The following is a 13,513-nucleotide window of genomic DNA, read 5'->3' on the forward strand; positions in this document are numbered from 1 at the left end:
GAAATGACGAGCGGGCTGGCCGGCGGATCGGTGGATCAGCCGGCACCGGCTTGCAGCGCCGAGACGACGATGCCGGGCGTCAGCAGCTGCGGCAGGATGCGCGGCTCGCTGCCGGTGCCGGCGGGATAGAACAGGTAGAGCGGCACGCCGCTGCGCTGGTGCTGCTTGAGCAAGGCGGTGATGCGCGGATCCTGGCGCGTCCAGTCGCCTTTCAGATAGGTCACGCCTTGGGCGGCGAAAGCGTTCTTCACCTCGCCTGTGGATAACGCGACGCGCTCGTTGACCAGGCAGGTGATGCACCACGACGCGGTCAGGTTCACGAACACCGGTTTGCCTTGTGCGCGCAGCGCGGAGAGACGCTCGGGCGAGTAGGGCTCGAACTCCGACTGCAGGCGGGGCGGCGCACTCGGCCCGGTTCCGCCGGCAGATGCGGTGACGGCGCTGGCTTCGGTGGCCGCATCGATCGGCGCTTCGTCGGTCATTGCCATTGGCAGCAGCGCGGCAGCCGCGAGCACCGCGGCGATCGCTCCACCGGCGCCGGTCCAGCGCAGCGAAGCGGAAGCATGGCGGCTCACACGCCAGAGCCAAGCGGCCAAGGCAAGCAAGCCCATCCCGACCAACGCCAGCAGCACGCCCAGCGGGCCCGCCTGCTGCGCCAGCACCCATACCAGCCAGATCGCGGCGGCGAACATCGGAAAGGCCAGACCCTGCTTGAGCACCTCCATCCAGCGTCCCGGCCTCGGCATGCGCCGCTGCAGCGCCGGCCACCATGACAACGCCAGATAGGGCAAGGCGAGCCCCAGGCCCAGCGACAGGAACACGGCGAACAGCGGCAGGGGCGATTGCGCCAGCGCATAGGCCATGGCCGCGCCCATGAAGGGCGCGGTGCAGGGCGTCGCGACGACGGTGGCGAGAACGCCGGTGAAGAAGCTGCCGCTCAAGCCGGAGCGGCTGGCCAGTCCATCGCCGACACCAGCGAGGCCGGCGCCGATCTCAAGCGCGCCCGCCAGCGACAAGCCGAGCACGAACATCAGCCAGGCCAGCAGCAACACGAAGATCGGCGACTGGAACTGGAAGCCCCAACCGACCGTGCCGCCCGCCGCGCGCAGCGCGAGCAAGACCGCGGCCAGCGCGGCGAAGGCGACCAACACGCCGGCGGTGTAGGCCAGTCCCTGCCGGCGATGCTCGCCCGCTTGCCCGTGCAGGAAGCCGAGCGCCTTGATCGCCAGCACCGGAAAGACGCACGGCATCAGGTTGAGGATGAGCCCGCCGATGAGCGCGAGTCCCATCGCAGCCCAGAGGCTGAAGTTGTCCACATCCCCCGAGGCGCCGAGCGCGGCTTGTGAACCAGCGGAGATTCCAGCGACGCTGCCTGATTTCGAGGGCAAGCTGGCCGTCGCAACTCCTGTGGATATCTGCGGTGCGCCGGCGACGGTGGCGCTGACGCTCCAAGCTTGTCCATCCACCAGCAGCAAACCGTCGAGCGGCTTGCCCGCCTGCGCCGGCTGCTCGCCAACCGGCATGCGCAGGTTCCAGTTCTTGCCTTGGCGTTCCAGCACCGGCTTGCCGGCATGCTGGATCCGGCCCCAGTCATTCGGCATGAAGAGGGCTTGCTTCGCGCTCGCTGTCCCGGACGCATCGACCGGCCAGCTCACCGTCATCTCCGAACCCGCGATGCGCGCGTCCACCGGGAATCCGGCCGCCATCGGCAACGCAGCACGGGCGCGCAGCAGCTCGCTCGATTCGGGCGAGGTCTGCGCCGACTTGCCCACAGGCAGCGCAAGCGCCAAGGTCGCCTGTTGCGGAATGCATTCCTCTCGGCAAACCAGCCAGGTCGCATCCGCGGTCAGGCGAGCCGTGGATCCCGGGGTCAGGTCTTGCGGCAAACGGATCTCGGTGAGCAGCAACACCCGATCCTCGTAGCCGTAGTTCGTGATCGGCCCGACGTCGAAGCGCTTGGGCGCGGGCCAGAGGATCTCGCCCGCGGTGGTGCCTGTGGGCAACTTCCACTCGATGCTGGTGGGCTGTCCCGAATCGCCGGGATTGCGCCAGTAGGTGTGCCAGTGCGGCGCGATGCGCTGTTCCAGTGCGACCAGCAAAGTTTGGCCCGGAGCCACGCGCGAGGAGGCGCTGATCAACCGCACCTGGACTTCGTCCGTGGCCGATCGATCAGTCGGCGCGGACGAAGCGGACGGCGTGGACTGCGCGATCGCGACGGCGCTGAAGCTCATGGCCGCGGCAGCAGCGGCAGCGGCGAAGATCGACGGAATCTGCATGGGCGCGATGCTAGGTCGTGGCCGTCGACGCTCGCAAGACATTCCTTGTTTCCTTACCGAAAGGAAATCCTCTCTCACGGACCGCCGATGTCCTTGAATCGCGGTCTCCTTGAATCGACGATCAGCGCGGCGATATCTCGTTCATTCGCGAGACCAGGCATTGATCCGGCCAGACGTCGAGCTTGTGGAAAAGTCGCTCCAAAACCAGGCTGTGGAAAACATCGGGGAGGCACGACCTCCAGCCAAGGGCCCGATATGGCCCGTGACGGCCTGCGAAGAATGGGGAGAGCCTGTCAGCCCCTGACAACCCGAACCGGGCGGCGAGATCGGAATCGCCTCGGAAAAACGGGGAGACCCAAAAACCGGTGTGGGGATCACCTGGGGCGCCGTCTTCCGCGGCGTCTCTCAGCTCGAAAAAATGCGCAGGGGCTGACAGCCCCTGACAGCCTCTGATAGGCGGAGACGCTTCAGCCGTTGGGGATATCCGGCTCGACCAATTGCGCAAGCAGCATCAGCGATTCCTGCCAGCCGAGGTAGCAGCCCGCTTCGGGGATCACATCCGGAATGCCTTCCTGGGTCGCGTGCAGTTCCGTTCCGCAGAAGACCGGCTTGAGCTCGATGGTGGTGACCATTTCCCCGGGCAGGTTGGCGTCGTCGAAGCGGCTGGTGTAGCGGAGCAGGCTGCCCGGTTTCAGCTCGAGATATTCACCCCCGAAGCTGTGCTGCGCGCCAGCCGCGAAGTTGGTGAAGGACATGCGCCAAGTGCCGCCGACCTTTGGCTCCATGTGATGCATGGTCCCGGTGAAGCCGTGCGGCGGCAGCCATTTGCACATGGCCGCCGGGTCGGTGAAGGCGCGATAGATGCGCTCCGGCGGCGCCTTGATCACACGATGCAGACGGATCGTGAAAGGCATCGGAAGTCTCCTGTTCATGGGCCCGCGCGAGGCGCGGACGGGAGACCCACCATAGTCCGGGATCGTGTCGGGCGCGAGTCTCCGCGCCCCTGACAGGGATTCCACCGACGCCATCCGGACGCGCGAGCGCGCGCCGGATCGGCGCCGGTCGTCGATCAGCGAGAGGTTTCGCCGACGTAGACGCGCATGACGAGATAAGGCGGCTTGCCCTCGTCCGCGCCGCCGGTGAAGGCCGGCGTCTTGTGGAGCTGATTCACCGAGACATAGAGCCACGGCGACTTGCCGACCTGCACGCTGTCGGGCCAGTCCATGCGCGGGTCACGGACCAGGGGCGCGAGTCGGCCGTCCGGATTCATCTGGTCGATGCCGCCTTCGTTCAGGTTGGTGAAGAAGTGGCGGCCGCGGCCATCGGTGGCGGCGCCGTCGGACACGGGCTTGGCGCCCACACGCCGAATGGCTTCGCCGATGCGCGCGTCGCTGGCGCCTTCGCGCAGCAGCTTGGCGGGCACCGAGTACCAAGTGCGGCCGTTCATCGCGCCGAAGAACAGCGTTTCGTCGTCGGTCGACAGCGAGATCGGATTGACGCCCACCCGCGCCGGCTTGCCCTGGAACTGGATGGCCTTGCCGCCGATCACCATCGTGGCTTCCGGCTCCGCGAGCAGCGACGGGTGCCCGCTGAAGCGGCGCGCCTTGCCTGTGGATATCTCGACCGCGATCAGACCGGGGTTGGCGATGTCGGCCAGATAGATCCAGCCGTTGCGCTCGTCGACGACCAGATCCTGGACGAAGCTGCCTTTCGGAGCGATGTCCTGGGGCAGTTCGATGAGGTGCGTGCGTTTGCCCTGGGCCACGTCGAAGCCCCAGATCCGGGTCTTGCCCAGGTTCAAGCCCATGTCGACGATCCACAAGCGGCCGCGGTCGTCGAGCGCGACGCCCAGCGGCGTGTCGATGCGGTCGTCGCTGGCCGCCCGGGTGCCGCGTTGAACCTCGGCGCTGGGCCAGGGTTTGTAGGAGTTCGGGCCGGTGACCTCGATCAGCTGCGCATCGGCGGGCGCACCGAGCGGATGGACTGTTGCAAAGACGCGACCCGAAGGGGCCGCTGTTACGTTTCCGGGGCGGATCGGCAGCTCCGCGACGACCTCCACATCACCGAGTTTCGCCGCGTGCGCTTGTTGGACCACGGCGGCGGCGATGGTGAGCAGCGTCAGGCGAGCCCAGCGACGCCAGGGCGCGCGCTTGGCCGGGAAGGGGAGGGCGTTCATCGGATGTTCCTCGTTCGGCTCTCATGGCCATACTGCAAAGGGCGTCAGTCTTCCGCAGTAGGGAGAAACGAGGAACGCTTTTACGTTTTCACTTATTTCAAGGGACGCTTGAAAGTCCGGCCGGAGCCGCCGGAAGGGTCGCCGACGGCGCCCGTCAGATGGAGAACGACCACTCGAGGATGCTGGCGCGGGTCGGCCGGCGCTCACGCGCGGCGCGGGCCCGGGCGGATTCGACCCAGCGCTTGGCCAGCGGGAAGGGGCCGAAGCCCGATTCGCTGTTGATGTGGCCGACCAGGCCGATGTTGCTGTAGCTGCTGCCCCAGCGCGTGGCCCAACGCAGCGCGCTCGCGGCGCTCATCCAAGGATCGTTCTGGCTTGCGATGAGGGCGGTCGGCCGGCCCAGGCGCTGGTGGGGCAGGCTCTCGGCCAGGCCGAACTTGTCGGGCTCGGCCGGGGCGACGAACAAGGCCTCGCGCACCGGCGAATCCGGACACTTGTGCAGGTGATGTGCCAGCGCCAGGCAGCCGAAGCTGTGCGCCACGGCGATCCACTCGCCAGGGCCGGCACTCTCCAGCCGCGACTGGATGCGGTCGGACCAGCGCTCCAGTTCCGGATGGCTGAAGTCGCGCTGGCGGACCCGGTGGGCGTCGCGGTACTGCTGCTCGAGCCAGGTCTGCCAATGCGCCGGGCCGCTGTCGTGCAGGCCGGGGATGATCAGCAGGCGCGGCTCGGCGTCGCCGTTGCGCCGTGCGGCGCGGTGCGGGTAGAGCGCCATGGCGGTCTCCTCGAGGACGTCAGAGGGTGGCGATCGACACCTCGGTCGACTTGACCAGGGCGACGACTTCCTTGCCGACCGTCAGCTGCAGTTCCTTGACCGAGCGCGTCGTGATCACCGACGTGACCACCAGCCCGCCGGCGGTCTGGACGTCGACCTCGGACACGACCGGGCCTTCGATGATCTCCTTGATCGTGCCGCGGAACTGGTTGCGAACGTTGATGGCGGTGATGGTCATGCGGGGGCTCCGAGAAGATGTGGCGGCCAGCTTAGGCAGCGGCCCTCATCTGGCGAACGAAGGGCTGCGCCCATCCACATGCGCGCACGGCATAAGGGTGCGCGCGGGCCGTCCCTCGGTAAAGCTCCGGTAAACCGGTCCGGCAGCCGCCCGGCGGCCGGGATTGCCCGTTGCTGGCTGTCATCGAGCCCCATGCACAATGCGCGATCCCCAGGCCGGCGGACCGCCGGCGCACGTCTAGCTCGGGTTCAAAAGTCATGAACAAATCGTTTGCGCGCGGCGTCGCCGCGCTGTCGCTCCTGGTCGCCTGCTGCGGCCAAGCCTTCGGTTTCGGCGCCGTCGGCCACAACACCGTGGGCGAGATCGCCGCCCAGCTCATCCAGGGCCATCGGGCCGAGGTCGAGGTCAAGCGCATCCTGGGCAAGGTCTCGCTGCGGGACATCGCGGTCTGGGACGACTGCGTCAAGGGCATCGACACCGGCAACGGCTTCAAGTACGCGGCAACCGGCCGCTTCCACGAGTGCGCCGTCTTCGAGAACGATCCGGAAGAAGAAGCCCGGATGCGCGATTACGTGCAGCGCAACTTCGAGCAGTGCGAGCCCAAGCCGGGCGAGGAGTCCTGCAACAAGCAGTACCACTACTCGAACGTCGCCATCCAGCGCGGCCGTTACGTGGCCGGCGCGATCGGCACCAGCGATCACGACATCGTCGCCGCGCTGAAGGCTGCCGTGCTGGTGCTCAAGACCGGCAAACAGACGCCGCCGATGAATTTCAATGAGCGCGACGCGCTGGCCCTGGTCGTTCACGCGCTGGGCGACATGCACCAGCCGCTGCACATGGGCTCGCTGTATCTGGACGCGGACGGCAAGGCCTACGACCCCGACACCCAAGGCAACGACGCACAGACCCACACCGTCGGCGCGAACGCCATCACGCTGCCCAAGCCGGACGGCACGCCGGGCGGCAATCTGCACAGCTACTGGGACGGCATGCCGGGTCGCCTGAGCCAAGCCCAGCTCGCCGCGATGCCGGCCCTGGCCAAGGACGTGCCGCCGGCGACCGGCAACCCGGACGACTGGCCGGTGCAATGGGCGAGCGAGTCGTTGCTCGGCGCCCGCGACGCATTCGAGGGCATGAGCTTCGGCGCCCGCCAGCAGAGCCTGCGCGGACCGCGCTGGCTGGCCACGCCGCCGGCCAACTACGACGCCCGCAGCCTGGAGCAGACCCGGCTGAACGTCATCAAGGGCGGCGCCCGACTGGCGCAGTTGCTGGAGACCATCTGGCCGGACAAGAAGTAAGCCTCCAGACGACGCCTGAGCGCCCCGCAAATGCGGGGCTTTTTTTCGTCCAAAGCACCCGGCGAGGCCGTCACAAGCCCTCTCCGGCTCATCCAGACGCCGTTTTTGAACCCTCCCGCACCCTGTGCAAAGAGCTGTGGAGGCGGCTTGAACAACCGCCGGCTTATCCACAGCGCAACGACGCCGCCAGAAGTTGTTGTTGATCCGTCCCCGTGTTGCCCGGGGTCCGGCGCACAGGGTTGAGATGATCACAAGTGCTTGAATTGAAAATGAAAATGGCACTTGTCCACAGGAAGTGCCAAACACCTACTAATACGACCAGAGAGATATTCAACATAAAGGAATAAGAAAAGCGGGCGTGTCACACTTCCGGGATGTCTGCTTCTCCCTCTCCTCTCTTCACCGCTTCGGCGGGGTTCGAGTCGGCTTGCCAGATCGATGCGCTGCCGCCCGGACACCGCAGTCGCGGACTGCATGGCCACAGCTATCTGGCCACCGTTCGCGCCGAGTTGCCCACAGGCTGGGCGCCGTTTCCCGGCTCCGAAGTCCACGCGCTGCGAGACTGCCTCGAACGCTGCATCGCGCCGCTGGACCATGCGCTGCTCAACCAGCACATCACGCAGCCCACCGACGAAAACATCGCCCGCTGGATCCGGAACCGGCTCGAAACCGAGTTCAAGGTCCCCGGCATCACGCAGGTCGGCATCCAGAGCACGGCGAACTCCGGTGTGGACCTGGACGCCAACGGCCACGCGCATGTCTGGCGTCGCTATCGCTTCCAGGCCGCACACCAGTTGCCCAACGTCCCGATGGGCCACAAGTGCGGTCGCATGCACGGACACGGCTTCGAACTGATCCTGCATGCCAACCAGGACCTGGGCGAACGCGACCTGAGCATCGATTACGACCACCTCGACGAACTCTGGGCGCCGTTTCACGCGCTGCTCAACTACCAGTGCCTCAACGACATCGAGGGCTTGTCGAATCCGACCAGCGAGCTGATTTCGTCCTGGCTGTGGAGCAAGCTCAAGCCGCAGCTGCCGGAGCTGAGCTGGGTCACCGTCTACGAGACGGGCTCCAGCGGCGCCAACTTCGACGGCGAGCGCTATCGGATCTGGAAGGAGTTCACCCTGGACAGCGCGGTGAAGCTCGGCCGCGCGCCGGCGGGTCACCCACTCGCCGGGATCCACGGTCACACCTTCACGCTGCGCCTGCACCTGAGCGCGCCGCTGGACCAGGTCTACGGCTGGGCGATGGACTTCAGCGACGTGAAGATGCTGTTCGATCCGATCTTCAAGGCCATGGACCACCACCCGTTGCATGAGCTGGCCGGTCTGCCGGACGCCGACACGGCCACCCTGGCCGCCTGGGTGCTCCAGCATGCGAAGGCCCAGCTCGAGCCGCTGGAGCGCGTCGACCTGTACGAAACCCGCGGGAGCGGGGCAATCGTCAGCCACGGCGCGATTGAGGAGCTGATCCCGGTATGACTTACGCCGTCAAGGAAATGTTCTACACGCTGCAAGGCGAGGGCGCACAAGCTGGCCGCGCGGCGGTGTTCTGCCGCTTTGCCGGCTGCAACCTATGGAGCGGTCGTGAGCAAGACCGTGCCACCGCGGTCTGCAGCTTCTGCGACACGGATTTCGTCGGGACGGATGGGCAGGGCGGCGGCAAGTTCGCCTCGGCCGACGCGCTCGCGGAGGCCATCGACGCGAAGTGGCCCAAGGACGGACACGGTCGCAAGCTCGGCACGCCTTACGTCGTCTGTACCGGCGGCGAGCCGCTGCTGCAGCTGGACGGTCCGCTGATCACCGCGCTCAAGTCGCTGGGCTTCGAGATCGCGGTCGAGACCAACGGCACGCAATCCGCACCTGAAGGTCTGGACTGGATCTGCGTCAGCCCCAAGGCGGATGCGGAGATCGTCCTGAAGAAGGGCAACGAGCTGAAGCTGGTTTATCCACAGCCTCTGGCCATGCCTGAGCGCTTCCAGGATCTGGACTTCGAGCACTTCTTCCTCCAGCCCATGGACTCGGTGCTGCAAAAGCAGAACACCCGGGCGGCCGTCGCGTATTGCATGGACCACCCGCGCTGGAAGCTGTCGATCCAGATGCACAAGGTCGTCGGCATCGATTGAAGCGCGCCCGGAACGAGGCGCCGTGCGCCGCGTTCGTCCACAGGCTTGTCCCCGCCACAGGGGCTCTAAGCGAAGGCGGGCCGCGCTGTAAAGCCAACAAAGCTGTGGAGAACTTTTTGACAAGGCCCCGCTTTTCCACAGCGGCGTCAGCCACCGGTGCGTTGTTGTCATCTCATCCCGGCGTTTCAAGGCCGTCCGCGCACAGCGTTTTCATGGATGCAAGTCGCTGTCGTCGTTGAGAAATTTAGACTTGTCCACAAAAAACGGCGTCCTCTACCAACATGACCAGAGAGATATATAAAACCTTGATGTTGAAAAGAGAGGCGCGAAAAAAATCCTGCGCGTTGCTGCAACACCCGAAAGCAACACGCGCAGCTTGAGCCTGGGCCACGCCGCTTGCACACTGCGGTCCCATGGACATCGAAGAGTTGCAACTCCGCCTGCGCCGATTCGCCGCGGCACGGCATTGGGATCCGTACCTCACGCCGAAAAACCTGGCCATGGCGCTGGTCGTGGAGGCGGCGGAGCTTGTGGAGATCTTCCAGTGGCAGACCGCCGAGGAGTCGCTGCACTTGGACGAACCCACCCGTCAGCATCTGGGCGAGGAGATCGCCGATGTCCTGATGTATCTGCTGCAGATCGCCGACCGCGCGGGCGTCGACGTCCCGTTCGCGGTCGAACGCAAGCTCATGATGAACGCGAAGAAGTACCCCGAACCCACCGCATGAAGCGCACCATCGCCGTCATCGACTTCGAGACCACCGGTCACTCGCCCCAAGGCGGCGGCCGCGCCACCGAGATTGCCGCCGTTCTCCTGCGCGACGGCGAGATCGTCGGCCAGTACCAGAGCCTCATGAACAGCGGCGCCTGGATCCCGCCGATGATTCAGCAGCTCACCGGCATCAGCAACGAGATGGTCGAGAACGCACCCGACGCGGCGCAGGTCATGCGCGAAGTCGCGGACTTCACAGGGGATTGCGGATTCGTCGCGCACAACGCCGCCTTCGATCGCGGTTTCTGGTTGCACGAGCTGGGCCGCGCCGATGTGGCACCGCGTGTCGCTCCGGAATTCGCCTGCACGGTGAAGCTCGCGCGGCGGCTGTATCCGGAATCGCCCAACTGCAAGCTCGGCACGCTGGCGCGCTATCACCGTCTGCCGGACAACGGCCGGGCGCACCGGGCGCTCGCCGATGCCTTGACGACCGCTCAACTGGTGCAGCGCATGCAGCGCGACATCGGTGTTGAACTTGCCGAATTTTTGGGCGAACTGAGCGTCGAACACGAGTTGCTGCTGCGTTTGCAGGCGGTGGCGCGTCCCCAGTGGCACAAGGCCGCGACCGGATACGCCCGCGATCTGCGCCGTCATTTGCAGGCCTCGCTGGTCTGATCGCCGTCGCGGCGCGTGTCGCCGCCCGCTCCGAGCTGGCCCGCCCAAAAGCAGGTCAGCAAATCATTTACTGTCAAGATGCCCAATCGGCCGCATTGGCTGGGACAATCTTGCGCTTTCCCGTTTTGCGTTTGTTCTCAGGTATGTCGAGTATTCAAGTCCGCCCGGCCACGCTGCGTGATGCCAAGGCTATCGCCCAGATCCAGGTGACTTCCGCTCAGGATGCGTACAGGGAGTTCTGGCCCGACACTGCCCTGAATGGCCTGTCCATCGCTCAGCGTCAGGCCTACTGGCGTGAAGCCATCAACATGTGCGAGCCGCAAGTGCTGGTCGCCCATCTGGACAACGAGGTGATGGGCTTCGTCGGTTTCGATCGTTCGCGCGACAAGGGCACCCCGTCGACGACGGGTGAAATCTGGGCCATGTACGCCGCGCCGTCCCATTGGGACAAGGGCGTGGGCCAGGCGCTGGTCGAAGCCGCTCAGGAAGGTCTGCATGAAGAGGGTTGCACCCGCGTGACCCTGTGGACCTACAAAAACAACTCGCGTGCGATGCGTTTCTTCGAGCTGGCCGGTTTCCGTCCGGAAAACGACAGCGTGAAGGCCGTGGACGTCGAGGGCAAGCCGCTCGAGCAACTGCGCATGCAGCGTTCGCTGGTCTGATTCGTGCTGGCGAAGCTCACGTCCAAGAACCAGCTGACCCTTCCGAAAAGCGTCACCGACCGGCTCGGTCCGGTGCAGTACTTCGAGGTTCAGCTGCAGGCGGGTCAGGTCTTGCTCACCCCGGTGCGGATCCAGCGCGGCGACGCCGTGCGCGCCAAGCTGGCGGAACTGGAACTGGGCGATGAGGTGATCCAGCGCGCGCTGGACGCCGCGCGCAAGCCGGCGAAGAAAGCCGCCGCGGCGCCGAAGAAGAGCTCCCCCATCAAGACCCCGCCGGCGAAAGCCGGCGTCGCGGCTGTGGATAACTCTGTGGGGAAGCGTGTGGGCAAGGCGGTGGACAAGCAGGTGGATAAATCCGCCACGAAGTCTGCGGCTGCCGGCCCTGCCGGCAAGAAGGCCGTGGCCACGCGTGGGGTGAGCAGCGCGGTGAAGACCGCCAGCAAGTCGACGCGCAAGGCGCCAGCCAAATCCATTCGCCAGAAGAACGCTCCGGCCGCATGAGCCGTCGCCCGCGTGCTCTCACCGTGCCGCAGCGCGCGGTGATCGATCCCTCATTGATCCTGCGTGCGCTGACGCTGTCGGACGACGAGTCTCGCGGTCTGCGCCGCGCCTGGCAGCAGGGGCTGCTTCGGCCATTGGTCAGTCCCGATCTCGCGGCGACGCTGATGCGTGCGCTGGCCTATCCGGCACTTCGCTTGTCGGAGGAGGAACAGCAGGAGCTGCTCGCCGATTTCCTGCCTTTCGTCGAAGTCGTGAAGCCCGTGGCGAGCGCGCGGGCGTCGCGCGCAACGGGCGCACCGCTCGCGCATCAGATGCTCGTCGAGCTCGCGCTCCAAGGCGATGCGACGGTGCTGCTGAGCGACGACATGGTGCTTTCGGACTGGTCCACAAACAGTCGCAGCCAGGCCGCCCGGCAACTCTGCACGGTCCGTGCGATGTCGGCATGGTTCCAGGTGTTGCCCCCCTCCCGGAGAGACGCGGTGCTTTGCTAAATTCCGCGCTCTCTTATGGGCAGCTTTCACGACCGAATCCCCAGCAACATGTGGCGCGTGGTGTTCTTCGAACGCCGCGGCAATCGTGTTCATCAGGACCGCACCGGACCCTGGTTGCCGGAGAAGCAGTTGGCCAAGAACTGGGCTGACTGGTTCAAGGAACGCGGCTATCACGTCGCTCTGCAGGACCAGAACGGCGGCATGGAAAAAATGTACCCCGGCATCCCCGGCTGAGGTCCGTCCCCGCCGCGACGTCGACCTCGAGCGGCCCTTTCTTCACGCCGCATTCTTTCGATCCCCTCAGGCCGCGCTGCGGAAGCCCTGACGCTCCAGCGCCCATCCGTCCGTGCCGGCGCTGCCGTGGCTCTGCACATGGACGTTGCTCAGGCGCTTGCTCGCGGCGCGTTGCACGAGTTGCTCCGCCTGATCCGCCGTCAGCTGCATCGCGAAGCGCGTCCAGCGCTTTTGCAGCAGCGGATCGTGCCAAGCGTCCTCAAGCGCCCAACGGATTTCCATCGGATCGGTCAGCGACTGGCAGCGCAGCACGCGCGGTACCAGCGCCAGAACGAAGCGCGAAAAATCGGCGCGCTGCTGCGTCGCCATCAGCGCTTCCAGGCGCGTCAGACGCTGGCTCCAGCCCGGCGTGGCCAGTTGACGCGTGACGAGGGCCTGCAGCGCCTGAACCGGATTGAGCAGCCGCATGCGGTTGGACGGCAGCACCAGCAACGGCAGCGTCGCGGCCAGCTCATGCGCCATCGGTGTCACGAAGCTCGTCAGGATGGCCATGCGTTCCCAGGCCTCGGCGTTCAGGCCGCCGGCCATGGTCATCGGTCCCTGGCGCAGGCTCTGGCCCATCGCCCAGCATTGCTGCCAGCCGCGATCCGATTTCGCAAAGTTGGCGGCATGGCTCATCACCGACAAGTTGCCGGCCGCATAGCCGGCGTCGTCGCGGACGCGATCGATGGAGCGGCGCTGCGGATGATCGGCGTCGTCGTTGAGTTCGAGCCGGCTGATCGGGCAGTGGCTGGCATCCAGTTGCTGCAGATAGTTGGGCGTGACCAGCAGCGTCTCGAAGCTGCGGCCGCGCTGCCAGGCGTGCAGGCGCAGCGAGAGCCACAGCTGCGTGTGCCGATGCGACTTCAGCGTGCGCGCACCGAAGGTTGACCGCCCCAGCTGCCAGCCCTGCTGCAGCGGCGACTGGTGGAAGAGCTGATCCACCGGCGGCGTCATGCCGTGATGCGCATAGTCCCAGCCCAGTTCGAAGCCCACGCGCTCATGGCTGGAGGCCGCTTGATCCTCGCGGTCGGCGCGGCGCTCGGCGAGCCGCTCCTCCAGGCGCTCGCTGCGACGGGCGATGCGCGATTCGGCGTCCAGTGCCTCTTGCCCGCCCATGGGCAGGGCGAGTTGCAGGGCGGCGTTGTCGGCGGCGTGGCGGTGGAGGGAAGCGACCATGAGACTCTCCTTGAGGTCCTCCGAATCCGTCGGTGCCAACCGTTGGCACCTGTGGGTTCAGGCTTGGGATCAAGTATTTGGGTCAGGTGGCTCATAGAATGAGCCACCATTCATCAGTCGGCTGAA

At 66.1% G+C, this 13,513-nt stretch carries 15 protein-coding genes; 9 read left to right on the forward strand and 6 right to left on the reverse strand.

Features of this window, described 5'->3' with window-relative positions; translation table 11 throughout:
* Positions 1 to 35: 35 nt before the first annotated feature.
* The 5 genes from ABDW59_RS09300 to ABDW59_RS09320 all read right to left on the reverse strand — a co-directional run bounded on the left by ABDW59_RS09300 (position 36) and on the right by ABDW59_RS09320 (position 5,465).
* Positions 36 to 2,276, reverse strand: coding sequence for a protein-disulfide reductase DsbD domain-containing protein (locus ABDW59_RS09300; RefSeq protein ID WP_343629415.1), 2,241 nt, complete (start codon positions 2,274 to 2,276; stop codon positions 36 to 38).
* A 467-nt stretch (positions 2,277 to 2,743) separates the two neighbouring features.
* Entirely contained in the window at positions 2,744 to 3,190 is a 447-nt protein-coding gene (locus ABDW59_RS09305; protein WP_343629416.1) for an SRPBCC family protein, read from the reverse strand.
* 155 nt (positions 3,191 to 3,345) lie between these two features.
* A complete protein-coding gene (locus tag ABDW59_RS09310; protein ID WP_343629417.1) occupies positions 3,346 to 4,452 on the reverse strand; it encodes an L-dopachrome tautomerase-related protein in 1,107 nt (368 codons plus the stop codon).
* 154 nt (positions 4,453 to 4,606) lie between these two features.
* Positions 4,607 to 5,227 (reverse strand): alpha/beta hydrolase, encoded by a 621-nt coding sequence (locus tag ABDW59_RS09315; RefSeq protein WP_343629419.1) that lies wholly within the window; start codon positions 5,225 to 5,227, stop codon positions 4,607 to 4,609.
* Between the two features lie 19 nt (positions 5,228 to 5,246).
* Positions 5,247 to 5,465 (reverse strand): molybdopterin-binding protein, encoded by a 219-nt coding sequence (locus ABDW59_RS09320; protein WP_343629420.1) that lies wholly within the window; start codon positions 5,463 to 5,465, stop codon positions 5,247 to 5,249.
* A 257-nt stretch (positions 5,466 to 5,722) separates the two neighbouring features.
* On the opposite strand from ABDW59_RS09320, the gene ABDW59_RS09325 reads away from it, so the two are divergent.
* The 9 genes from ABDW59_RS09325 to ABDW59_RS09365 all read left to right on the forward strand — a co-directional run bounded on the left by ABDW59_RS09325 (position 5,723) and on the right by ABDW59_RS09365 (position 12,169).
* Complete coding sequence (locus ABDW59_RS09325; RefSeq protein ID WP_343629421.1) at positions 5,723 to 6,763, forward strand: S1/P1 nuclease; 1,041 nt, start codon at positions 5,723 to 5,725, stop codon at positions 6,761 to 6,763.
* A 374-nt stretch (positions 6,764 to 7,137) separates the two neighbouring features.
* Positions 7,138 to 8,250: a 6-carboxytetrahydropterin synthase gene (locus ABDW59_RS09330; protein ID WP_343629422.1), complete on the forward strand. Its 1,113-nt coding sequence runs from the start codon at positions 7,138 to 7,140 to the stop codon at positions 8,248 to 8,250.
* Positions 8,247 to 8,894, forward strand: coding sequence for a 7-carboxy-7-deazaguanine synthase (gene queE, locus ABDW59_RS09335; protein WP_343629423.1), 648 nt, complete (start codon positions 8,247 to 8,249; stop codon positions 8,892 to 8,894). The genes ABDW59_RS09330 and queE overlap by 4 nt, the downstream gene beginning before the upstream one ends.
* Positions 8,895 to 9,307: 413 nt before the next feature.
* The gene (locus tag ABDW59_RS09340) at positions 9,308 to 9,622 is read left to right on the forward strand and encodes a nucleotide pyrophosphohydrolase (protein WP_343629424.1); all 315 of its coding nucleotides are present in this window, start codon (positions 9,308 to 9,310) and stop codon (positions 9,620 to 9,622) included.
* Positions 9,619 to 10,281: a 3'-5' exonuclease gene (locus ABDW59_RS09345; protein ID WP_343629425.1), complete on the forward strand. Its 663-nt coding sequence runs from the start codon at positions 9,619 to 9,621 to the stop codon at positions 10,279 to 10,281. The genes ABDW59_RS09340 and ABDW59_RS09345 overlap by 4 nt, the downstream gene beginning before the upstream one ends.
* Before the next feature lie 110 nt (positions 10,282 to 10,391).
* Positions 10,392 to 10,943, forward strand: coding sequence for a GNAT family N-acetyltransferase (locus ABDW59_RS09350; RefSeq protein ID WP_343629426.1), 552 nt, complete (start codon positions 10,392 to 10,394; stop codon positions 10,941 to 10,943).
* A 3-nt stretch (positions 10,944 to 10,946) separates the two neighbouring features.
* A complete protein-coding gene (locus ABDW59_RS09355) occupies positions 10,947 to 11,444 on the forward strand; it encodes a hypothetical protein (RefSeq protein WP_343629428.1) in 498 nt (165 codons plus the stop codon).
* Positions 11,441 to 11,935: a PIN domain-containing protein gene (locus tag ABDW59_RS09360; RefSeq protein ID WP_343629429.1), complete on the forward strand. Its 495-nt coding sequence runs from the start codon at positions 11,441 to 11,443 to the stop codon at positions 11,933 to 11,935. The genes ABDW59_RS09355 and ABDW59_RS09360 overlap by 4 nt, the downstream gene beginning before the upstream one ends.
* Positions 11,936 to 11,950: 15 nt before the next feature.
* Positions 11,951 to 12,169: a hypothetical protein gene (locus ABDW59_RS09365; protein ID WP_343629430.1), complete on the forward strand. Its 219-nt coding sequence runs from the start codon at positions 11,951 to 11,953 to the stop codon at positions 12,167 to 12,169.
* Positions 12,170 to 12,235: 66 nt separating this feature from the next.
* Here ABDW59_RS09365 and ABDW59_RS09370 read toward each other — a convergent pair whose 3' ends face one another.
* Entirely contained in the window at positions 12,236 to 13,387 is a 1,152-nt protein-coding gene (locus tag ABDW59_RS09370) for a hypothetical protein (protein ID WP_343629431.1), read from the reverse strand.
* Positions 13,388 to 13,513: the final 126 nt, after the last annotated feature.

It is taken from the genome of Roseateles sp., from assembly GCF_039595295.1.
GTDB lineage: Bacteria > Pseudomonadota > Gammaproteobacteria > Burkholderiales > Burkholderiaceae_C > Roseateles.